This is a genomic window from Methylocystis sp. (genome assembly GCF_050246715.1).
In the GTDB taxonomy this organism is placed as follows: domain Bacteria; phylum Pseudomonadota; class Alphaproteobacteria; order Rhizobiales; family Beijerinckiaceae; genus Methylocystis.
In genome coordinates this window covers 14,078-35,088 of record NZ_JBFWVN010000010.1, presented here as the reverse complement: position 1 = coordinate 35,088, position 21,011 = coordinate 14,078, and the positions used below count along the sequence as shown (strand labels likewise).

Below are 21,011 nucleotides of genomic sequence, written 5' to 3'. Positions count from 1 at the left end.
ATGACCCGCCCGAAAAAAGAAATCAAACGCGTCGTCCTCGCCTATTCCGGAGGGCTCGACACTTCCATCATTCTAAAGTGGCTGCAGACGACCTATGGCGCGGAAGTCATTACCTTCACCGCCGATCTCGGCCAGGGCGAGGAGCTTGAGCCCGCGCGCGAGAAGGCGCTGCTCCTGGGCGTGAAACCTGAAAACATTTTCATTGAAGATTTGCGCGAAGAATTTGTGCGCGACTACGTCTTTCCGATGTTTCGCGCCAACGCCCAATATGAGGGGCTCTATCTGCTCGGCACCTCGATCGCGCGCCCCCTCATCGCTAAGAAGCAGATCGAGATCGCCCGCAAGGTCGGCGCCGACGCCGTGAGCCATGGCTCGACCGGCAAGGGCAACGACCAGGTCCGTTACGAACTCGCTTATTATGCGCTCGAACCCGACATCCACGTGATCGCGCCCTGGCGCGAATGGGAATTCGCGTCGCGGGGCGATCTTCTCGCCTTCGCCGAAAAGAATCAGATACCCATCGCCAAGGACAAGCGCGGCGAAGCGCCGTTTTCGACCGACGCCAATCTTCTGCACACCTCGTCGGAAGGCAAGGTGCTCGAAGACCCGAGCCAGGAGACGCCCGATTACGTCTATTCGCGGACCGGCAATCCCGAAGATGCGCCGGACGCGCCGCAATATGTCTCGATCGACTTCGAGAAGGGCGATGCGGTCGCCGTCGATGACATCAGGCTCTCGCCGGCGGCGCTGCTTGCCAAGCTTAATGATCTCGGACGCCTGCACGGCATTGGGCGACTTGATCTCGTCGAAAACCGCTTCGTCGGCCTGAAGTCGCGCGGCATGTATGAGACGCCGGGCGGCGCGATTCTCATCGTCGCGCATCGCGGGATCGAGAGCCTGACGCTCGATCGCGGCGCCGCGCATCTTAAGGACGAGCTGATGCCGCGCTACGCCGAGTTGATCTATAACGGCTTCTGGTTTTCGCCGGAGCGCGAAATGCTGCAGGCGGCGATCGACAAGAGCCAGGAGCATGTGACCGGCCGGGTGCGACTCAAGCTCTATAAGGGCTCGGCGACGCTGGTCGGCCGCGAGAGTCCCTGGTCGCTTTACGATCAGGACCTGGTCACCTTCGAGGAGGGCGGCGCCTATGATCAGCGCGACGCCGAAGGCTTCATCAAGCTCAACGCCCTGCGGCTGCGCACCCTGGCGAAACGCGCCGCGCGCGGGATGAAATCATAGCTGGTCAGGAATTCCCTTACGGCGACAAGTTCGCTATATTGCTCGGATGCAGGAAGAACTTTCAAAGCTTATCGAGGCGGCGCGAAACGGGCCGCCCATGGATGCGAATGAAAAAGAAGCGCAGCGCCGGAGCTTCGCTTACGGGAACACTGCGTTCGAAAATCCCATGATCACCAGGGATATGATTGATCGGGAAGCCGAAAAACTCGCTGCCGCCGTCGCCAATGGCGAATCGGGAAAGCGATAAGCTTCGGCGGCACAGCGTTGCGGACCAGCCGAGTCTGGTCAGCGATCCGACAGACCGGGCTGAAGCTGAGGCCCGTAACGGCCTAAAGCAATTCGATCTCGGCCTGGAAATCGTCGAAGACGCATTGGCGAAGGGCTCTGCCTTTCGCTGGCGCCCCTCGATGATTCAGGCGCTGCATCGGGAAGCGCTAATGGGGATTAGCGAGTTTGCCGGCAATTGGCGACCGGCAGGCGTCGGCATTGAAGGCAGCGCGCATCAGCCGGTCGGCGCGCATCTTGTTCCAGAGTTTATTGAGGAACTCTGCGATTATCTCAACGAGCATCACGACGATACGACGCCCATTCACCGAGCCGCCTACGCCATGTGGCGACTTAATTGGATTCACCCCTTTTCTGATGGGAACGGCAGAACCTCGCGGATTTTCTCATATGTCGTTCTGTGCGTCGGATTAGGTTTCGCTCTGCGTGGGTCGACCACGATACCGGACCAGATCGTTGCTAATCGTCAGCCTTATTTTGAGGCTCTAGAGCAGGCAGACGCCACGTGCAAACGTGGGCTAATCGATGTGTCGGCGATGGAGGCGCTGCTGAAGCGGCTGCTTGCGGTTCAATTGACGGGCGTATTCGATAAAGCGATAGGCGCGCGTTCGCTTGACTGAATTCCAGATGAAAGAATTGTCGAGAAGGAGAGTTTTCGCTCGGACTCTCACTACGCTCGACGACCTCGTTGGCCACGGCCTTCTTGCCGCGACGAGCGCGAGCGCCCTGGGCGATGTCGCACAGCGCTACAGCATCGCGGTCACGCCGGAAATCGCGGCGCTGATCGACCGCGACGATCCGAATGATCCGATCGCCCGACAGTTCCTTCCCGACATTCGCGAGGCCGTGACTCTGCCCGGCGAAATGGCCGATCCGATCGGCGACGACGTCCATTCGCCGCTGCCCGGACTCGTGCATCGCTATCCCGATCGCGTGCTTTTAAAGCTCCTTTCGGTTTGCCCGGTCTATTGCCGCTTCTGTTTTCGCCGCGAGACGGTCGGACGCGGCAAGGGCGATCTGTTGCCCGAGCGCCACGTCGCGGCTGCGATCGATTACATCGCGGGCCGGCCGCAGATTTTTGAAGTGATCCTCACGGGCGGCGATCCTTTAATCCTATCGGCGCGCCGGCTGGAAACCGTGTCGCGCCGTCTCGCCGATATCCCGCATGTCGCTTTGCTGAGGGTCCATACGCGGGCGCCGACGGCCGCGCCCGATCTTGTCACGCGCGATCGCCTCGCGGCGCTTCGAGAAAGCGGCAAGACCCTTTTTGTCGCCTTACATGTCAATCACGCCCGCGAACTGACCGAGCCGGCTCGCGCGGCGATCGCTCAACTACGCCAGGCGGGAGCGATACTTCTGTCGCAGACAGTGCTGCTTAAAGGCGTCAATGACAATGTCGAGGCGCTGGAGCGCCTGATGCGCGATTTGGCAAGCCTGGGGGTCAGGCCCTATTATCTGCATCATCCCGATCTCGCGCCGGGAACAGCGCATTTTCGTCTCAGCCTTGCGGCCGGGCGGCGAATTTACGCGGAATTGGCGCGCCGCGTGACCGGCGTCGCGCTGCCGGCCTATGTGCTCGATATCCCCGGCGGCTTCGGCAAGGCGCGGATCGCCGACGGCGCCGCCGAGCCGAACGGGCAGGGAGGATGGACCATCGTCGATAGACACGGCGAGAAACGGTCCTATCGCGACGAACTCGCGCCGCCCAAAGACTGATTTTTCGCTCGCGTGCACGAAACCGATTCGATCGGCTCGCCACTTAAGGAGAACATGTGCGCAAACTGACGCTCCTGATCGCCATTCTGCTTGCGACATTCGCCGTGCCGGGACCGCGCGCCGATGAAGCGCCGGCCTCGATTGAACATTTCAACGCGCGCCTCGATCATGCGCGCGAGACGCTGGACGAAGTTCAGAAGGCGTTAGAGCAGCCCAATCTTTCCGACGTCGCGCTACGCAATCTGCGTGCGCGTATCGATCCATTGCCGCATGAGCTGGAAGACACGATCGACAAGCTGACGCCGCATCTGGCGGCGGTCGACGCGCGTTTGAAGGAACTTGCGCCCGCAGCCGCGAAGCCACAGGAGCCGCCAAAGGAGGCTCCGAAAGCGCCTGAAAAGCCCGTGGAGCCCAAGAGACCGGCAAAGCCCGCCGCAAAGCACGGCGCCGAGAAGCCGCAGCCAGGACGAGGTCCGCCGGCCACGGCGCCGGGGACAACGTCGAGCGAACCCGAATCTCCTGACGCCGCGGCGCGCGTCAGCGCCAATGAGGAACTCGACGATCAGCGTCGCCTCTATGACGCGATCGATGCGACTTTGAAACGGGCGCGCGCGATGTTGCTCGAGGCGCGGCAGGTTGCTGCGACGATTGTCGCCCGCCAGCGAGATCTCTTCGCGAAGAATCTGTTTCTGCAGACGAGCGGCCTGTTCTCTCCGTCGCTGTGGCGCGCCGCGCTGGACGGCGCGCCGGAAATCATTAGCGACTCGGCGAGCTTTCTTTCCGGCCGAGCGGCCAATGTCCTGGATCGCATCAACAACGGCAAGCGCACGCAGTTTTTCGCCGTTCTTTTTCTGATCGCGGCCGGCGTCGCCCTGGCGCTTTTCGCATCGCGTCGCGTCGCCCGGCGGTCGGACGACGAGCCTCATCCCACTCCCTTGCGAAAGGCGGCCGCCGCCGCATGGGCCGCGCTCGTCATCGTGGCGGCGCCGATCGCGGCGGTCGGCGCTCTGAGCCTCGCCTTCGACGCCTTCGATCTTATCGACGCCGCGCTCGAACCGATCTGGCGGCGCTTTGTCGAAGGCGTTGCGCGCGTCGCCTTCACCTATGCCATCGCGCGGGCGGTTCTTGCTCCATCGCATCCCAAATGGCGGCTCATTGATCCTGGCGATCGGCTTGCCAGACATCTCACGCAACTCGCCTTGCTGGCCGCGCTGACTCTTTCCGCAACGCGCTTCCTGGAGCAATTGGAAGAATCCGTGCAGGCCGGACTTCCTCTCGTCATCGTGACGCGCGGGCTCGGCGTGATGATCGTTGCGGGACTCATCGTCATCGCGCTTTTTGATCTGCCGCGCCGCGCCGAAGTCAAAGACGGCGCCGTTGTTACGACCGCCGAGGGCCGCGACTGGATGAGCGCCGCGCGCTTCTTTGGGGCTCTTCTGGCGCTTGTGCTCGTCGGCGCCTGCGGCGCCGGCTACGTCACCTTCGCCAATTTCGTCATTCTGCAGATCGGATGGACTGCGGCGGTTCTGGCGATTCTCTATGTCGTCGTCACGCTCTTGCGCGGCGGCGTCGAGGCCGCGCTCGCGCCGACAAGTTTCCTCGGCCGCAATCTAATGAGCAGTCTTGGCGTTCGCCGCGGGCAACTCGCGCCGCTTGCCGTGCTGCTGTCCGGCGTTGGCGTGCTGCTCTGTTTCCTGGCGGCGGCGCTGGCGGCGATCGCGCCGCTCGGCTTCGAGTCAGGCGATTTCCTGGGAAATATTCGTTCGGCGTTCTTTTCCTTCAAGATCGGCGACGTCACAATTTCGCCATCGGGCGCGCTCGTGGCGATGCTGCTTTTCGCCGCAGCGCTCGCTGCAATTCAGGGGTTTCGGCGCTGGCTCGACACGCGGTTCTTGCCGCTGACCCGACTCGATCTCGGGTTGCGCAATTCGATCAGCGCGACGCTTGGTTACGCCGGATTCATTCTCGCGGCGGCGCTCGCCCTGTCATATGTCGGGCTCGGTTTCGAAAAGCTCGCGATCGTCGCCGGCGCACTTTCGGTCGGCATCGGCTTCGGCCTTCAGTCGATCGTCAACAATTTCGTCTCCGGGCTGATCTTGCTCTGGGAGCGCGCCATCCGGGTCGGCGACTGGGTCGTGATCGGCGACGAGCAGGGCTATGTCAAACGCATCAATGTCCGTTCAACCGAGATCGAGACCTTCGATCGCGCGACGATGATCGTGCCAAATTCGAATCTCGTCACTGGCGTCGTGAAGAATTGGCTGCGCGGCGATAAGGTCGGCCGCATCAAGATCGCCATCTCGCCCCATGCCGGCGTCGATCCGGAAAAATTGCGCGACATTCTGCTTGCGACCGCGCGCGCGCAGGAAGGCGTTTTGCGGATTCCCGCGCCGCAGGTGATGTTCCTAGGCATGGAGGCGAACGCCTTTAAATTCGAACTGTGGTGCTATGTCGAGGATGTCGAGCGGTCCGCCCGCGTGCGCAGCGATCTGCACTTCGATCTTTACCAGCGCCTCAACGAGGCCGGAATTTCGATTGGCCTGGCTGCGGCGGCGGCGCAGACGATCGTCCATATGCCGCAATTCGAGGAGCTCGCCGCAGCGGCCGCAGCGACCGGCCTTGCGGTCGAAGCTGATCTGGCGAGCGCCATGAGCAAAGGCGAGCAGCCAGAACAATCCGTCGCCAATAAGGAGACCGCCAGCGGCTCCGAAAACGCGCCGGCGAAGTAATTTTTTAAGCGTTCATTGTTTCTCAAAGAATGGGGAGCGAGATGCGCATGATGTCTCTGCCGCCACCTCCTCGCGTCGCAATTCTTTTGGCGCTCGGCATGTTCGCCGGCTGCAACGCCGCGCCCGAGCCGGCGCGCCCGGCGGCAGGGCCGGAGCCGACGATGTATCGCTCACTGGCGGCCGCCGGCGCGCGCGTTGACCCTGTTGTGGCGCGCGACATGATCTCGCTCTATCGGCGCAACAGCGGGCTTGGCGTCCTGACGCTCGACGAGAATCTTCAGCGAGTCGCCGAGGCGCAGGCGCGGGACATGGCGCAAAGCGGCGATCTTGCGGCGCGCGGCGAACTCGGCGACCGTCTTGCCGGCGTGGGCGTGCAAACGCCGGCGGCGGTGGAAAATGTTTCCGCGGGCTATCGCACGCTGGCGGAAGCCTTTTCCGGCTGGCGCGATTCCGCGCCGCATAATGCGCGCATGCTGGATAGGCGGGTGAAACGCATGGGCATCGCAACGGCTTACGCGCCCCGCGCGAAATATAAGGTCTATTGGGCGCTGGTTCTTGCCGACTGAGTCAGGCGCGGGCTCGGCGCCGGCGCTTGCCGCGGGTCGGGGGCGCGCCGCAGGAGTCTGGTCCCGACGCCCGCTTTTGGTCGTAGCACGCGTCGTCCATTCGCTCGTAACGCACGCCCAGAAAGAATAGGATCTCGGCGTCGCGCCGCAACGCGCCTTCGCGCGTCGGCGCCGCTCTGGCGCCGGGCTGGAAGGCGATGACCTTCCCCATGGCGAACCCTCCAAAGTTTCTTCCGCCGACGATGAATCAACCGTCCAGACGATTAGGAATTGGCGAGGGTTAATGTTCCGTCAACGACCGGATGCTAAATTTCTGCAAGTAGCGTGCGGGTTCAAGCGGTGATGGTGTAATGGACGCCGATAAACAGCGTCAGATCGTTGATGCGTCGCTGCTTCGCGCGACCGTGGACCAGTTTGTCGAGCGATCGATGCATCCGGCCGCAGACATCCAGCAGTTCGAAAAGCTCGCGCTCGGCCTTATTGACATTGTCGACTCTGAAACGGCGGCGCGCGCGGCGCTGCCGCTCTGCTTCCATCGCGAAACGCCCGCTTCGATTTTCAGCCGTCTGTTCGACAAGGGCGGCGCCGCGGCCGCGCTCGCCTTTCAATTCGCGCCTGACCTGCCGCGTCGTGACATGATCACGATCGCCGAGCGCGGGCCTGCGCCATTCGCGGCGGCTATCGCCCGCCGACGCGATCTCGATCGCGAGACGATGCTGGCGCTCGCCTCGCACAGCGAGGGTCAAGTGCGACGCGCGCTCGCTGGCAATCTGTCCGCGCATTTTGACTCGGCGTCGAGGCGCGCGCTGGTCGTGGCGGCGCGAGACGATTGGGCGCTCGCGCGCATGCTGCTCGACCGCGATGATCTCGATCTTGATCCGGAGCCGCTTTTTCTCGCAGCGAGTCGCCTCGAGCGCATCGCCATCACGCTCGGCACCTGTCGCCAGATATTGGCGAGCGGCGCGAATGAGGCGCCGCTTCGCGCCGACGCCGACGTCGTCGCGAAAATGGAAGAGGCCGCGCAACGCCATGATCGCGGCGCCCTTGCCGCTCTCCTTTCCGAAGCGCTCGAATGTCGCAAGGATCGCGCCCGCGCGATCGTCTCCGACCATCTCGGCGAAGCGTTCGCGCTCTCACTCAATGCGATCGGCGTTCCGCTTGAATCCGCGACGCGCATCCTTTTTTCCGTCTTTCCAGACGGCGGGCGCAATAGCGACGTCGTGCGCGCCTTGATCGGCTTGATTCGGTCGACGCCGCAGCGTGCGGCGGCGCGGATCGTCGGCGCAATGACCGGCGCCGCGCGATCGGAAGGGGAGAGTTCTCGCCGCCCGATGCGGGATGAATTCGGCGGGCCGACGTGGCGACGCGCAACGACGACTCCATCCTTGCCGCGGCCATCGCGCAAACTCGATCAGTCCGCTTAAATACGCAATCTCACGAGTATAAAGCGCACTATGCGGCGAGGTCGACGAAGACGCGCCCTTCGCGATCCTCGATTTCGACGATCCAGAGGTCGGGGTCGAACATGATCTCGCGCTTGAGCCGCTCCTCGGCTGCCATCGGATCAAGCCAGTCGTCCGCATGGACCCGCGCGAATAGCCGATCGACTCCGATCGGCAGTTCTTCCGTTTGCGGGGCGGGGCCATAGACCGCGGCGCGTCCGTCCAGCCGATCGAGCTTGACGAAGATCGCGCCCGCTTCGGCGGCGCCGCGCCGGCGCAGCATGGCGACGGCGCCTTGCGTCTCCGCGCGACGGATCAGCGCGGCGACGAATATGTCGGACCTCAGGCGCATAGCGTGCAAATTAGCGCTTGAGCGGCGCCATTGTCGAACCCGGGCGATTAGGGGCGCGGCAAACCGGAAAGCGTCGCAAGCTGTTTGAGAAGCTGAGGCGTAATTTTGCCTTTGGCCGGAAGGCCGGCGTCGCGTTCGAATTTTGCCAAAGTGCGACGCGTCGCGGCGTTGAGAACGCCGTCGGCGCGCACCACATAGCCGAGCCTCAAGAGCGCGCGCTGCGCATAAAGAACGCTTCTGTCGACCGACGCGGTATTTTCCGGGCTTGTCGGCCTCTCTACCTTCTCGGGGCTCGGCGCCTTATCGGCTTTCTCGGGACTTGGCGCCTTTCCAGCCTTGTCGGCGCCTGCGGCCGGCAGCGCCTTGCTGAGTATCAACTGGCCGATGGCGTCGCGCGTCTTGGCCGCTTTACGCGTCAAGTCGGCCTTCGCCGGCTCGGTTCTGCCGGTTTCGAGGGTTTTGGCGCTGAGATTGTCGAGCTTGCTGGCGATCAAATCTTTGGGCGCGGGCCGCGGCTGAGCGCCAGTCTCTCGTTCAGTTCGCGCAGCTTCGATCGCGGCGGGCCGCGTTGGCGGCCTCGGCGCGACCATGACGGCCTTCGAGGGATGATCGGAAAAGAGCGGCGCCGGATGTCTTCCGTCCTGGAGAAACAGCGCGTTCATTGGCACGCCGATCGCCGCCACAGCGGCGATGCTGAGGATAAGCATGACGCCGATCCGTTTCGCCCCGAACATGCGCGCGAGGAGGGAGCGGCGGCCCTTGCGCCTTGCGTCGCGCGGCGGGGCGCGATCGCTGGGCGAAGACTGAAAGCGCGAGGCGTAGAGCGAAGCGTCAGGCAATTTTCTTCACCGTTGCTGGTTCTGCGACGAGGGCGCCCGCCGCAGGCGCGCCGCCAGGACGCGCAATCGCTTCAATTCTCGCCGGACTGCCGGCGGTGCCGCGACGCTGGCGACAGTCGAGCGGTAGGCGTACGGAAACCGTCGTGCCGGCTTGAGGTCCGCTTTCGACGGTGATCGAACCGTCGTGCAGACCCACGAGTCCGCGCACCATGGAAAGGCCGAGGCCTGTCCCCTCGTGGCGGCGGTCGGATGATGCGCGCGCCTGGAAGAAGGGATCGCCAAGACGGGCGAGATCGCACGGGGCGACGCCAACGCCATCGTCGGCGACGGCGATGATCGCCTGATCTCCGTCGGCCTGCAGCCGCAGTTTCACGGCGCCGCCGCGGGGCGTGAATTTCACCGCGTTGGAGAGCAGATTGATCAGGATTTGCCTGCAGGCGCGCCTGTCGGCGACGATTTCGCCAAGGGCCTCGTCATAGTCGCGCGCGAGTCTCACGCCCGAGTGGTCGGCCTGCAGCTGCATCATGTCGCAGCACTGATCGGCGAGCGTCTGCAGGGCGAAGGACTCTGGCTCGATTTCCATGACGCCGGATTCGATCTTGGACATGTCCATGATCGAATTGACGATCTCGAGCAAATGGCGCCCCGAGTCGCTGATGATCGACGCATATTCGCGCTGTTTGGCGGGCTCGGGCGGCGAAATCTCGTTGGTCGCCAGCATTTGGGAGAAGCCGATGATGGCGTTGAGCGGCGTGCGCAATTCGTGGCTCACGTCGGCGAGGAGGCGCACATTGCTCGGGCGTGCGCGCTCGGCGGCGGCGTGAGCCGCGGCAAGGGCGATGTCGGCTTCTATTCCGGCGTTCGCGTCGCGCAGGGCGCAGAGGACGGCGTCCGGCCCGCCATTGCCTGCCTCGGATGGGGCGCGGCGCATGCGCGCCTCGAAATAGGCGAACACGGGCTCGACGAATCCGCCGCTAGGATTGCACGCGACTCCAAGCTGAACGCGAACGGCTAAAATCGCCGTCGGCCTGCCGTCAAACGCATCGGAGACGAGCTGCAGAAAAGCCGGCCGATCCGCGACATGAATGCGCTGAATGAACTCGCGCCCGATCAGATCTCGGCGATTGAGATCAAAGGCGCGATGCCTCTCGCCCATGACCGCGTTGACGACGCCGGCCCGATCGAGATGCAGCAGAATATCGCCGACCGCCCCGGTCAGAAGCATGAGATCCCGGTCGCTGCGCGCTTCGGTCCGAGCGCGGATCGTCTCCACGCGGACGGCGCCGTAGACGAGCGCGGCGACATAGAGCAGCAGCGTCGCCGCGAGGAAGCCGGCCGCCGCTGCATGTTCCGTCAGCAGTGCGTGAGACGCCCGCAAATTCTGGCCGGCGATCAGCGCGAGAACGGCGATGGCGACGACTTCGATGACGATTACCACGCCGATTTCCGGCGTGAGCGCGGACTCGATGAGCGCGACGAGCAGCAGCGCCACCGAAATTGCGTCATAGCCCGGCATGAGCGCGCGGACGGCAATCGCCGTCGCAAGCCAGCCGCCGATCGAGAGGCTCCGAGCGATGCGCAAATCTCTCGTCTGCGACAGAACGACAACCGAGATCAGCGGGATTTGAGCGAAGACGAAGATCGCGGACTCGCGCGCCGTCGGCGCGCCGTGGAAGATTACAAACAACGTCGCCGCGAGCAGGATGCAGCCGGCGAGGACAAGTCGCGCGACGATGAACGCGCGATGACGCGCTTCCTCGACCGGTCGTCCGGCGACCCGCTCATGCACTGCGGCGCTCAAGCGAGACTCATATCGGCTGTCGTCGGCAAAGCTACTCAAGACGCAGGCTCCTCATCGCCGGAAGAGATAAAGGAGCGTCCTTAAGCAGCCGCTAAGCCGGCGCAAAAACCTCACGAGTCATTCGGCGACGCGTCGACATGGTTTGCATTTTATTGCCGATCTGATGATGCAAAAATCGGACAGGCGTTTACCAAGGCGCAACCCTACAGCGACATCCTTTCGGAAAGCCGTCATCGGAGAAGAGGACGATTTTGGTTTTTCTGATCAAATGCGCCATCTGCATCCTTCTTGTGTTCGTCGCGTTGCAGTGGCGCGCCGACGATGCGCCGGTCGCGAAAAAGAGCGCGGTCGCGCGCCATGAGAAGCAGCGGAAGGCAGGCGGAATTGTCGAGGACGTCGCGTCGCTCATCCATGCCGGCGGCGATGCGCTCGCCGGCGCCGCGCGCGACAAATGTCTGGCGGCGCCGCGCGACTGCCTTTCGGCCGTCCAGAAACTGCAATCGGCCGCCGGTCGCGCGCAGTGAGCCGGTCAATCCACGCCGACGCGCTGTGCAATAATCGGCGACGCCGCATCCGATTTTGCCGAATCGGCTTTTTGACACTAAACATGGTCGCGCTTGGCGCGCGATTTTGAGGCCGAACCGCCACCGAGGCCATTTTCGTCGTGCTCGCGTGCGACCCGGTCGCCCGTCGCGAGCCATGTCTCTCCAAAGGAGGCGGCCATGTCCGAAGAACCTTCGTCGCAACCTGAAGATACGGTTTCCCGCACCGTAGTGAACAATCTGCAGGAACAGTTGAAGGCGACGCGCATGGAGCGCGATCGACAGATTTTCGAAAAATCTGAAATCGTCGCGAAAGCCAACGCCTACGCCAAGGAGCGCGACGACCTTCGTGACAGTCTTGCCGCGATGACCGCCGAGCGCGACCGTCTCGCGGCGGAGAAGACCGAGGCCTCGGCGCAGACGCTGCAGGCGTCAAAGCAGCTCGAAGCCGCCAATCGCCGCGCAGACGAGGCCGAGGCCGAGATCGACCGGCTGCGCCATGCGATCGCCACCGCGCCCTCGTCCGATCCCGCGATCGTGCTGTGGAATCTGGTCTCGCAACAGACCAAGAAGGGCGTCGCCTGGGTGAGAAGCAAGATTCCCGCCGATAGCCCGGCTTTGCCCTGGTACGACAAGACGGTCGACGTCGCGACCCAGGTCGGCTGCATCGCGGTGAAGGCGGCGGACGCCTTCATGCGCTGGGCCGTCCCCAAGGCGATCGAACTGTTCAACCGCGGCAAGGCGGAGCTCGAGGCGCGGATGGAGAAAAAATAGGCTTCTTTCGAGTTCCGGCGCCGGCTCCAGCAGCCGGGGGCAGGCAATCGCGCTGACCCGGCTTGGCGCGCCCTTTCCTTCCGGGGCGGGCGCTGCTATCCCGCGCCCATGACCGCCCATAAAATCGAAAACATCCGCAATTTCTCCATCGTCGCGCATATCGACCACGGCAAGTCGACGCTCGCCGACAGGCTCATTCAGGAGACCGGAACGCTCGCCGCGCGCGAGATGGTCGAGCAGGTGCTCGATTCGATGGATATCGAGCGCGAGCGTGGCATCACCATCAAGGCGCAGACCGTGCGCCTCAATTACCGGGCCAAGGACGGCAAGGATTATGTCCTCAATCTGATGGACACGCCTGGCCATGTCGACTTCGCCTATGAAGTGTCCCGTTCGCTCAAGGCCTGCGAGGGTTCGCTCCTCGTCGTCGACGCGTCGCAGGGCGTCGAGGCGCAGACGCTCGCCAATGTCTATCAGGCGATCGACGCCGGCCATGAGATCGTGCCGGTGCTCAACAAGATCGACCTGCCGGCGGCCGAGCCTGACCGCATCAAGGAGCAGATCGAGGAGGTGATCGGGCTCGACGCCTCGGACGCCGTGCTCATCTCCGCCAAGACCGGCATCGGCGTTCCCGACGTTCTCGAAGCGATCGTCACGCGCCTGCCGCCGCCTGCCGGCGACGAAAAGGCGCCTCTAAAGGCGCTTCTCGTCGACAGCTGGTACGACGCCTATCTTGGCGTCGTCGTGCTGGTGCGCATCTTCGATGGAACCTTCAAAAAAGGGCAGAAGATAAAAATGATGGCGACGGACGCCCATTATGAGATCGACAAGATCGGCGTCTTTCGTCCCAAAATGCAGGATGTCGCCGCGCTCGGGCCGGGCGAGGTTGGCTTCATCACCGCACAGATTAAGCAGGTCGCCGATACGCGCGTCGGCGACACGATCACCGATGACAAGAAGCCGACTGCCGAGCCGTTGCCGGGCTTCAAGCCGGCGCAGCCCGTCGTGTTCTGCGGGCTTTTTCCGGTCGACGCCGCGGATTTCGAGGATTTGCGCGCCGCCATCGCCAAACTGCGTTTGAACGACGCGAGCTTCTCCTATGAGATGGAGACCTCCGCGGCGCTTGGCTTCGGTTTCCGCTGCGGCTTTCTCGGCCTGCTGCATCTCGAAATCATTCAGGAGCGGCTGCAGCGCGAATTCGATCTCGATCTGATCGCGACGGCGCCATCGGTGATCTACAAGATCACGCTCACCAATGGCGACGAGATCGAGCTGCATAATCCGGCCGACATGCCGGATGTGGTGAAGATCGAGGAAATCAAGGAGCCCTGGATCAGGGCGACGATTTTGACGCCGGATGATTATCTCGGCTCGGTCCTAAAACTCTGTCAGGATCGGCGCGGCGTGCAGGTTGATTTGAACTATGTCGGCAAGCGCGCGATGGCGGTCTATGATCTGCCGCTCAACGAAGTCGTGTTCGATTTCTACGACCGGCTGAAATCGATCTCGAAGGGCTATGCGAGCTTCGACTATCAGCTCACCGATTATCGCGCCGGCGATCTCGTCAAGATGAGCATTCTGGTCAACAGCGAGCCGGTCGACGCGCTCTCCATGCTGGTGCATCGCACCCGCGCCGAAGGGCGCGGCCGGCAGATGTGCGAGAAATTAAAGGAGCTGATCCCGCCGCATATGTTTCAGGTGCCGATCCAGGCCGCGCTCGGCGGCAAGATCATCGCGCGCGAGACGGTGCGCGCCTTCCGCAAGGACGTGACCGCCAAATGCTACGGCGGCGACGTGACCCGCAAGCGCAAGCTTTTAGAGAAGCAGAAGGAAGGCAAGAAGAAGATGCGCCAATTCGGCCGCGTCGAGATTCCGCAGGAAGCCTTTATCGCCGCGCTGAAGATGGAGGAGTAGGGACTTTTCCGAGCCTTTCGCGCGTCATGCCCGCGCTTGTCGCGGGCATCCACGCGACTGGGCCGCCGCCACTCCTGCGAAGGGAGCGCAACGTCCCGGCGTGGATGGCCGGGACAAGCCCGGCCATGACGGGTAAAATGACTCGATGCGCAAGATTTCCCAGAGCGACCTATACAAAAACCTCGCCGCGACGCTCGATCGTGTCACGGAAGACCACGAGCCCGTCGTCATCTCCCGCGATAAGGGCAAGCCGCCGGCCGTGCTGATCCCTCTCGAAGATTTCGCTTCTTACGAAGAAACCAGCTATCTCCTGCAGAGTCCGCGCAATGCCGAGCGCCTTCGCGCAGCGGTCGAGGAACTCGACGCGGGGCGCGGCAAAGAGCGCAAGCTCGTTGAATGAAGCTTGTCTTCTCTGAACGGGCTTGGGCCGATTATCTCTATTGGCAGACGCAGGACAAAAAAACTCTCGAACGCATCAACGCGTTGACCAAAGAATGTTCTCGGACGCCATTCGAGGGTCTGGGCAAGCCTGAACCATTGCGTGGCGACCTGCGCGGCTGGTGGTCGCGCCGCATCGATCGCGAGCATCGCCTCGCTTATCGCGTCGAAGACGGCGTGCTACAGATTGCTCAGTGTCGCTACCATTATTGACTTGTCACCCCCGCGCCAGCGCGATCATCACCGCGCCGGCGAGCATCACCGCCGAGCCGAGCAGCCGGCCGCCCGTTTCCTCCTTCAGCACATGTCCGCTGGCGAGCACGGTGAAGAGCGCCGAGAGGCGTTTGATGGCGATGACGTAAGGGGTGAACAGCACGGTCAGCGCCCACATCTGCAAGGTGTTGCCGAAAGCCATCGCCGAGCCCGCGGCGATCGCGTGGCGCAGGGCGAATACGCGCGGCGCGGCGCGCCGCCCGGCGAACCAGTAGAGCAGCGCGCACAGCGAAATGACGATCGTCAACGCCGTGATCCACACGAGCGGCGTCGACGCCCTGACGCCAAGCTTGTCGATATTGGCGGTGACGCTCCAGATCACCGCGGTGCCCATCATCATCCGCGCGCCCTTGTCGCGCGCAAAAACATGGAAGTTGAAGCGGCGTCCGCTTTCCTGGTCAACGTCGAGCAGGCCAACGCCGAGAACGGTGAACAGCACGCCGAAGACGCCCATCGGCGGCGCATGTTCGCCGGTCATGATCGGCGAGGTGAATAGCATCAGCACCGGCGTGAGCAGCACCAGCGGCGCGACCAGCGAAGCGTCCGACAGTCGAAAGGCGCGAATGTAAAACACATAGGCGACGACATTGAGCGCGCCCGACCAGATGAGCAGCGTCCAGAAGTCGGGCTTCGTCAGCGACGCCAGCGTCTCGCGCGGCGCATTTAGGAGCGCCGGATAGGAGACGAAGCAAGCGAAGATCAGCAGCAGCGCGCCCGCGCACCATTGCGTCGCGAGAATGGCGCGATCATCCGCCGTCCGCGTCGCCGCCTTGGTGCCGAGATCGGTGACGGACTGGCAAAGGGCGGTGACGAGCGCGGCCAGAAGAGCAAGAAGCGCGAGGTCCATGGCGCGCGCTATAGCGCATGGCGCGCAAAAACGGGAGTTGGCGGAGAGCCATAGGAATCGGGTGAGGAAAAATACTCGAAAGCGGGCTTCCTCGTCCTTCGAGACGCGTGCTGCGCACGCTCCTCAGGATGAGGAAGCCCTTCACCCGATCTTCCTGGGTGCAGAGCGCCCCGTGCTTGACGTTCACAACCGAGACATTGTTCGTTCACGCCGAAATCGCGGCGTTCCCGTCGATGCGCCCGTGCAGGCCGTTCGGCAGTCTCGGATTGGACAAAATATAGCGCCCGCGCTCGCGCACCAGCTTGGTTACGGCGGCGAAGTCGATCTTGCCCGAGCCCAGCAGCGGCACCTGCTCGACAACCATGATTTCCGCCGGCGCCATCAGATCGGATGCGCCTTTCGATCTGGCATAGGTCTGAAAATCGGCGCGCGTCGCGTCCTTCTGCTGCGTGACGAGAATGATTCGCTCGCCCTTGCGCGAGTCGATCTCGGTCCCCGCCGCGGACAGCGCGTCGGGCCAGAGTTCCGCCGCGAGTTGTTCGATCGCGGCGAGCGACACCATCTCGCCGCCGATCTTAGCGAAGCGCTTGGCTCGTCCCTTGATCGTCACATAGCCCTCGGCGTCGATCGTGACGATGTCGCCGGTGTCGTGCCACCCGTTCTCCGGCGGCTGCGCCACGCCGGGCTCATCGATCTTGAGATAACCCATCATGATGTTGGGACCGCGCACCAGCAGACGTCCGCCATCAGCGACTCCGGGCACGGGTTCGAGCCGATGTTCGACGCCCGGCATCAGCCGTCCGACCGTGCCGAATTTGTTGAACATCGGCGTGTTGAGCGCGAGCACCGGCGCGGCTTCAGTCACGCCGTAACCTTCGAGAATGCGGATGCCGAATTTTTCCAACCACGTATCGCGGGTGGACTGCTTCACCGGCTCCGCGCCGGCGACGACATAGCGGATCGAGCGAAAATCATAGGCGTGCGCCGCGCGAGCGTAGCCGACGAGAAACGTGTCGGCGCCGAAAAGGATCGTGGCGTTTGAGCCGTACACCAGCTCCGGCACGATGCGATAATGCAAGGGCGACGGATAGAGATAGATCGGCACGCCGGAGATGAGCGGCAGCGTAAAGCCGACCGTCAGTCCGAAGGAATGAAACATCGGCAGCACGTTAAAGACCTTGTCCTTGCGTCCGAAGTCGATGCGCGCCGTCGCCTGCGCCGCATTGGCGAGCATGTTTCTATGCGACAGCGCCACGCCTTTCGGCGCGCCTTCCGAACCGGAAGTGAAGAGTATCGCCGCCATGTCGGCGGGCTTGCGGGCGACGACGGCGCGACGGAATCGGCGAAAGGCGTCGTATTTGTCGGCAAGCGAGAGGCGCGCGCGGACATCTTCCAGATAGACGATCGCGACTTTCTCTTCGAGCGCGGCGACGAGCTTTTCGAGTTTGGCTTTCTCGATGAAGCCGCGCGACGTCAGAATCGTCCGCGCCTGTGCCGCCTCGCAGCCCGAAAGAATATTCGCGGTGCCGGCGGTGAAATTGATCATCGCCGGCGTTCTGCCGGCCGAAATGACCGCAAGGAAAGCGATGCCCGCGCCATTGGCGTTCGGCAGCATCAGTCCAATCGCGTCGCCCGGATTGCCGATCATCGCAATCTTGCCGGCGAGCGCCCGCGTTCCGATCAAGAGTCTGCGATAGCTGACCTTGCCGGCGACCGGATCTTCAAGCGCGCCGCGCGACAGTCCGTGTTCGCGCGCCGCTTCGACCACGGCGTCGAAAAGCGTGCGATCGATATTGGTGGTGCGGAAGACGAGGTCCGACATGATCTGATAGAGCGCGGCGCCTGCCGCCATACGCCGCGCCTTGCCTTTCAGCCCTTCGTCAACGGCAAGACGGACCGGTTCGAGCGCGGTGAGCGTGAATTTCGGAAACCAGCGCCGGCGCGCCTGTTCGCGCGTCAGCCGGGAGAACATCGTCGCTTCGGCGCCGTCGATGCGAACAGGCACGATCATCGCGCCGGATTTTTCCGCGATCAGTCCGGCGCCGTCGTAGACTTTCATCAGGCTGCCGGTGACCGTCAGCCGGCCCTCGGGAAAAATGACGAGCGGATGGCCGTCCCTGACCGAGTTGATGAGCGCGCGCGTCCCGAACGGATTTGAAGGATCGAGCGGAATGGCGCGTACGAATCTCAGAAACGGCTTCACCCACCATTTCTGCGAAATTTCGAGGTCGATGGCGAAAACCGGCGCCTTCGGCATGACCGCGAGAATCGCCGCGGCGTCGAGAAAGCTCACATGATTGAGCGCGACGATCGGATTGGGTCCGGCCTTGTCGAAATTCTCTAACCCCTTTGCTTCGAGACGATAGAAGGCGCGAAAGATGATCGACAGCAGATCCTGGAACGGCGAAACGACGACCGTCTTGAGCATCCAGATCGAAGCGGCGAGCGCGACAACCGCGACGCCAATCAGAATCGCCGAGAAGGAAACGCCGAGGCTCTGCAGCGCCGCCACGCCGACGCCGCCGAGCGCCATGAAGGCGGCGTTCTGCACATTGACCGCGGCGATGGTGCGGGCGCGCTCCTGCGGCGCGCTCCGCGCCTGAATGGCGGCGAAGGACGGCACGATCATCAGACCGCCGGCGACAGCGAGGATCAGAAAATCGATCGCCGTGCGCCAGGCGAGCGGCTGAGCGAAATAGGCTTCCGGCGCCAGCGCCGTCGCCGCCGCAGGCGTCGGCGAGAGCAGCAAGGCTATGCCGAGATCAGCCGATCCCAAGGCGACGAGCGCGGCGCCGACGGCGGAAGGCAGCAGCACGATCTTGCCCTTGAGCAGGAAGGCCGCGAGTCCCGACCCCACGGCGATGCCGACGGCGAACAGCGCCAGATGGACGCTGACGACGATTTCGGCGCCATGCAGGGTCTGAGTGATCAGCGAGGGCGCGAGCGACATGGCGATCGACCCGAAAAGCCAGAACAGGCTCGTGACGACCGCGAGGCGCCTCAATTCAGGTTGGGCGCGCAGATGAAGCAGCAGCCTGTAGGTCGAGCGCAGGACATTGACGTCGATCGCCAGATTCGGATCGGCGCGTCCGGTTGGCGGAATGAGCCAGGCCGCGCCGAGCGCCAGAAACGCGACGCCCATCACGCCAGCGGCGAGTATCACGCCGTCGCCTGCATGCAGCGCCGCGCCGCCGGCGATCGTGCCGCTCAGAATTGCAAAGAAAGTCGCGCTCTCGACGAGCGCATTGCCGGCCGGAAGCTCCTCGCGCGTCAAATGGTCGGGCAGAATGCCGTATTTGATCGGCCCAAACAGCGCGCCGGTGACGCCAAACAGAATGAGCGCGCCAAACAGCGTCGGAAGATTGGCGAAGAGGAAGCCGGCCGCCGACAGGCCGGCGATGGCGACCTCGGCGATGCTCAGCCAGCGCACGATGCGCGCCTTGTCATATTTGTCGGCGAATTCGCCGCCGATCGCCGATAGAAGAAAATAAGGGGCGATGAAGGCCGCGCCGGCGAGCGTGACGAGCGACGCGCCGCTGTCCGCCATATGCGCCAGGATCAAGAGCACCAGGGCGTTCTTGAGGAAATTGTCGTTGAAGGCCGCAAAGAACTGACGCCAGAACAAAGGCGCGAAACGCCGCGAAGCGAGAAGCGATTGCGTCATGTCGGAACTTCCGGGAAAGGCGCCGAGATTTTCTCCGATGATCCTTAAGGATCGGTCAAATCCGGCGCGTTGCAATGAGCGTCGAAGGCCAGTTTTTTGCCATGAACTGCGTTCATACTGGAGATAGCAGCGGTTATGCTCCGCCGTCAATCAAAAAATGAACTGCGTTCATAATCGAGCTGGGAGACGGCCAATTGAACGAGAAAACGACCGAGGCGGGAGCCGACCGCCGAACCCAGTTGCGCGAACGGCTGATCGAAGCGGCGCAGGAGGCGATCGCCTCGCAGGGCCTTGCCGGGCTCAAGGCGCGCGACCTCGCCACGGCGGCCGGCTGCGCGCTCGGCGCCATCTACACCGCCTTCGACGACCTCGACGAGCTGATTCTGAGCGTCAACGCGCGCACATTGGCGCGGCTGGAGACCGCGCTCGATCTCGCTTTGGGAGACGCCGAGGCTGAACAGGCGCTGCAGGTCATGGCGCGGACCTATTTGAACTTCGCGAGAGCGGAAGAGCCGAGTTGGCGCGCGCTTTTTCAACATCGCCTGCCGCCGGGCGTCGCGCCGCCGCAATGGTATGTCGACGCGCGCAATCGCCTGTTCAATCGGCTGGACGCGCCGCTTTCGCGACTCTTGCCCGGCGCAGGCCACGTCGCCCGCGCCGCTTTCGCGCGGACATTGTTCTCTGCGGTGCATGGCGTCGTGGCGCTCGGACTTGAAGAGAAGATCGCCGACACGCCGCCGAAGCTTCTCGACGACCAGCTGGAAATGCTGGTGCGCATTATCGCGGACGGGCTGATGATGGAGTCGGCCCGCTTGATTTGAACGGTGCGACCTGACATAGGCGCGCATGGCTTTTATTCTGCTGTTTGCCGTTGCGATCTGGGCGGGCGCGCAGAATGCGCTTGCCGGCGGCGGCTCGTTCCTTACCCTTCCCACATTGATGCTGACGGGGATGGATGCGCTCGCCGCCAATGTGACGTCCTGCGTAGCGCTGTTTCCGGCGCAGGTCGCGACCGGCTGGACCGGCCGCAAACTTGCGACGGGCGCCAATGGTCTGTCGCTGCGCACGCTGTTCGTCATCAGCATTCTTGGCGGCGCGGTCGGCGCGGCGGTGTTGCTGGCGACGCCGCGGGGGCTCTTCGCGCAGCTCGTGCCATGGCTGGTGCTCTTTGCGACGGTGGTCTTCGCCTGGGGCAGTTTCTTTCGAAAGCCGAGCGAGGCGCAATCTCATCTCGGCGCGCCGGGCGCGGCGCTCGCGCAATTTCTGATCTCGATCTACGGCGGCTATTTCGGCGGCGGCATCGGCTTTCTGATGGTCGCCGCGCTGACCATGGGGGGGCAGGGCGTGCGCATCGCCAGCGCGACGAAAAATGTTCTGGCCGGCGTGATGAACGCCTCGGCCGTCGCCATCTTTCTATTCTCGCCGGATTTGCACTGGCCGCAGGCGCTGGTGGCGAGCGCCGGGGCGACGATCGGCGGGATCGCCGGCGGGCTGCTCATCCATTACATCGACGAAAAGCTGCTGCGCATTTTCGTCATCGTGATTGGCGCGGCGTTGACTGTGGGACTTTTCCTCAGAGCGCCTTGACTT

General features: G+C 63.4%; 19 protein-coding genes. 13 read left to right on the top strand and 6 right to left on the bottom strand.

Annotated features, from left to right (window positions below):
• From AB7I51_RS05825 to AB7I51_RS05805, 5 genes are all read left to right on the top strand, one after another.
• Positions 1–1,239, top strand: a complete 1,239-nt coding sequence (locus AB7I51_RS05825; RefSeq protein WP_428403330.1) for an argininosuccinate synthase — start codon at positions 1–3, stop codon at positions 1,237–1,239.
• Positions 1,240–1,424: 185 nt separating this feature from the next.
• Complete coding sequence (locus tag AB7I51_RS05820) at positions 1,425–2,144, top strand: Fic family protein (RefSeq protein WP_428403331.1); 720 nt, start codon at positions 1,425–1,427, stop codon at positions 2,142–2,144.
• Between the two features lie 7 nt (positions 2,145–2,151).
• Positions 2,152–3,240 carry a lysine-2,3-aminomutase-like protein gene (locus tag AB7I51_RS05815; RefSeq protein WP_428403363.1) on the top strand — a complete coding sequence of 363 codons (1,089 nt, stop codon included), beginning with the start codon at positions 2,152–2,154 and terminating at the stop codon, positions 3,238–3,240.
• A gap of 56 nt (positions 3,241–3,296) precedes the next feature.
• Positions 3,297–5,969: a DUF3772 domain-containing protein gene (locus tag AB7I51_RS05810; RefSeq protein WP_428403332.1), complete on the top strand. Its 2,673-nt coding sequence runs from the start codon at positions 3,297–3,299 to the stop codon at positions 5,967–5,969.
• A 41-nt stretch (positions 5,970–6,010) separates the two neighbouring features.
• Positions 6,011–6,535: a CAP domain-containing protein gene (locus AB7I51_RS05805; protein ID WP_428403333.1), complete on the top strand. Its 525-nt coding sequence runs from the start codon at positions 6,011–6,013 to the stop codon at positions 6,533–6,535.
• A 1-nt stretch (position 6,536) separates the two neighbouring features.
• Here the strand turns inward: AB7I51_RS05805 and AB7I51_RS05800 are convergent, their stop codons facing one another.
• On the bottom strand, positions 6,537–6,746 hold the full coding sequence (locus tag AB7I51_RS05800) for a hypothetical protein (RefSeq protein ID WP_428403334.1): 210 nt from the start codon (positions 6,744–6,746) through the stop codon (positions 6,537–6,539).
• Between the two features lie 139 nt (positions 6,747–6,885).
• Between AB7I51_RS05800 and AB7I51_RS05795 the strand changes: the two genes are divergently transcribed.
• Positions 6,886–7,959 (top strand): DUF2336 domain-containing protein, encoded by a 1,074-nt coding sequence (locus AB7I51_RS05795; RefSeq protein WP_428403335.1) that lies wholly within the window; start codon positions 6,886–6,888, stop codon positions 7,957–7,959.
• A gap of 28 nt (positions 7,960–7,987) precedes the next feature.
• On the opposite strand, the gene AB7I51_RS05790 is transcribed toward AB7I51_RS05795, so the two are convergent.
• The 3 genes from AB7I51_RS05790 to AB7I51_RS05780 form a co-directional block, all read right to left on the bottom strand.
• On the bottom strand, positions 7,988–8,329 hold the full coding sequence (locus AB7I51_RS05790; RefSeq protein WP_428403336.1) for a DUF1491 family protein: 342 nt from the start codon (positions 8,327–8,329) through the stop codon (positions 7,988–7,990).
• Positions 8,330–8,376: 47 nt separating this feature from the next.
• Positions 8,377–9,036, bottom strand: a complete 660-nt coding sequence (locus AB7I51_RS05785; protein WP_428403337.1) for a peptidoglycan-binding domain-containing protein — start codon at positions 9,034–9,036, stop codon at positions 8,377–8,379.
• Positions 9,037–9,160: 124 nt separating this feature from the next.
• Positions 9,161–11,008, bottom strand: coding sequence for a sensor histidine kinase (locus AB7I51_RS05780; protein ID WP_428403338.1), 1,848 nt, complete (start codon positions 11,006–11,008; stop codon positions 9,161–9,163).
• A 212-nt stretch (positions 11,009–11,220) separates the two neighbouring features.
• On the opposite strand from AB7I51_RS05780, the gene AB7I51_RS05775 reads away from it, so the two are divergent.
• The 5 genes from AB7I51_RS05775 to AB7I51_RS05755 all read left to right on the top strand — a co-directional run bounded on the left by AB7I51_RS05775 (position 11,221) and on the right by AB7I51_RS05755 (position 14,850).
• Positions 11,221–11,493, top strand: a complete 273-nt coding sequence (locus AB7I51_RS05775) for a hypothetical protein (RefSeq protein WP_428403339.1) — start codon at positions 11,221–11,223, stop codon at positions 11,491–11,493.
• A gap of 198 nt (positions 11,494–11,691) precedes the next feature.
• Positions 11,692–12,285 carry a hypothetical protein gene (locus tag AB7I51_RS05770; protein ID WP_428403340.1) on the top strand — a complete coding sequence of 198 codons (594 nt, stop codon included), beginning with the start codon at positions 11,692–11,694 and terminating at the stop codon, positions 12,283–12,285.
• Between the two features lie 108 nt (positions 12,286–12,393).
• Positions 12,394–14,199, top strand: coding sequence for a translation elongation factor 4 (gene lepA, locus AB7I51_RS05765; RefSeq protein ID WP_428403341.1), 1,806 nt, complete (start codon positions 12,394–12,396; stop codon positions 14,197–14,199).
• Positions 14,200–14,344: 145 nt separating this feature from the next.
• A complete protein-coding gene (locus AB7I51_RS05760) occupies positions 14,345–14,599 on the top strand; it encodes a type II toxin-antitoxin system Phd/YefM family antitoxin (RefSeq protein ID WP_428403342.1) in 255 nt (84 codons plus the stop codon).
• On the top strand, positions 14,596–14,850 hold the full coding sequence (locus tag AB7I51_RS05755) for a Txe/YoeB family addiction module toxin (protein ID WP_428403343.1): 255 nt from the start codon (positions 14,596–14,598) through the stop codon (positions 14,848–14,850). The genes AB7I51_RS05760 and AB7I51_RS05755 overlap by 4 nt, the downstream gene beginning before the upstream one ends.
• Positions 14,851–14,854: 4 nt before the next feature.
• Here AB7I51_RS05755 and AB7I51_RS05750 read toward each other — a convergent pair whose 3' ends face one another.
• Positions 14,855–15,757, bottom strand: a complete 903-nt coding sequence (locus AB7I51_RS05750) for an EamA family transporter (protein ID WP_428403344.1) — start codon at positions 15,755–15,757, stop codon at positions 14,855–14,857.
• Positions 15,758–15,962: 205 nt separating this feature from the next.
• Positions 15,963–19,421, bottom strand: coding sequence for an acyl-[ACP]--phospholipid O-acyltransferase (locus AB7I51_RS05745; RefSeq protein WP_428403345.1), 3,459 nt, complete (start codon positions 19,419–19,421; stop codon positions 15,963–15,965).
• Positions 19,422–19,615: 194 nt separating this feature from the next.
• On the opposite strand from AB7I51_RS05745, the gene AB7I51_RS05740 reads away from it, so the two are divergent.
• Both AB7I51_RS05740 and AB7I51_RS05735 read left to right on the top strand, forming a co-directional pair.
• Positions 19,616–20,242, top strand: coding sequence for a TetR/AcrR family transcriptional regulator (locus AB7I51_RS05740; protein WP_428403346.1), 627 nt, complete (start codon positions 19,616–19,618; stop codon positions 20,240–20,242).
• A 25-nt stretch (positions 20,243–20,267) separates the two neighbouring features.
• The gene (locus tag AB7I51_RS05735) at positions 20,268–21,008 is read left to right on the top strand and encodes a sulfite exporter TauE/SafE family protein (RefSeq protein WP_428403347.1); all 741 of its coding nucleotides are present in this window, start codon (positions 20,268–20,270) and stop codon (positions 21,006–21,008) included.
• Positions 21,009–21,011 lie beyond the last annotated feature (3 nt).